Here is a 496-nt window from a genome sequence, read left to right on the forward strand (position 1 = left end):
ATATAGTCCGTACGGGATTCGAACCCGTGTTACCGCCGTGAAAAGGCGGTGTCTTAACCCCTTGACCAACGGACCATACTATTAATGGGCACGAGTGGACTCGAACCACCGACCTCACGCTTATCAGGCGTGCGCTCTAACCACCTGAGCTACGCGCCCAAGTCAAACAACTTGGTAAAAATTGAACAAAAGTTCAAAGCGGGTGACGAGAATCGAACTCGCGACAACAGCTTGGAAGGCTGTAGTTTTACCACTAAACTACACCCGCTTGAATGGGAGTTAACGGGATCGAACCGCTGACCCTCTGCTTGTAAGGCAGATGCTCTCCCAGCTGAGCTAAACTCCCAGATGGTCGTTTAACTCAGCCAACGGTGAGAAACTACGTTTCTCTTATCCGCCGATTGGAATCTCGAATACCTCTCGATTCCAACTAAGCTAAACTCCCAAATGAGCCTAGAATTAACTAGGCTCAATCTCTTGCTAAGCGACTACCTTA

4 tRNA genes are annotated in these 496 nt (G+C 49.0%); all 4 read right to left on the reverse strand.

The annotated features are described in order from the left end of the window. Nucleotides 1–3 precede the first annotated feature (3 nt). Nucleotides 4–75: transfer RNA gene (locus HMPREF2893_RS04420), tRNA-Glu, on the reverse strand. 10 nt (nucleotides 76–85) lie between these two features. Further along, nucleotides 86–159 (reverse strand) — tRNA-Ile (locus tag HMPREF2893_RS04425). Nucleotides 160–197: 38 nt separating this feature from the next. Beyond that, nucleotides 198–268, reverse strand: a tRNA-Gly gene (locus tag HMPREF2893_RS04430). A gap of 5 nt (nucleotides 269–273) precedes the next feature. Then, a tRNA-Val gene (locus tag HMPREF2893_RS04435) sits at nucleotides 274–346 on the reverse strand. Nucleotides 347–496 lie beyond the last annotated feature (150 nt).

Origin of the sequence: Streptococcus sp. HMSC072C09 (assembly GCF_001813105.1) — a bacterium.
GTDB lineage: Bacteria > Bacillota > Bacilli > Lactobacillales > Streptococcaceae > Streptococcus.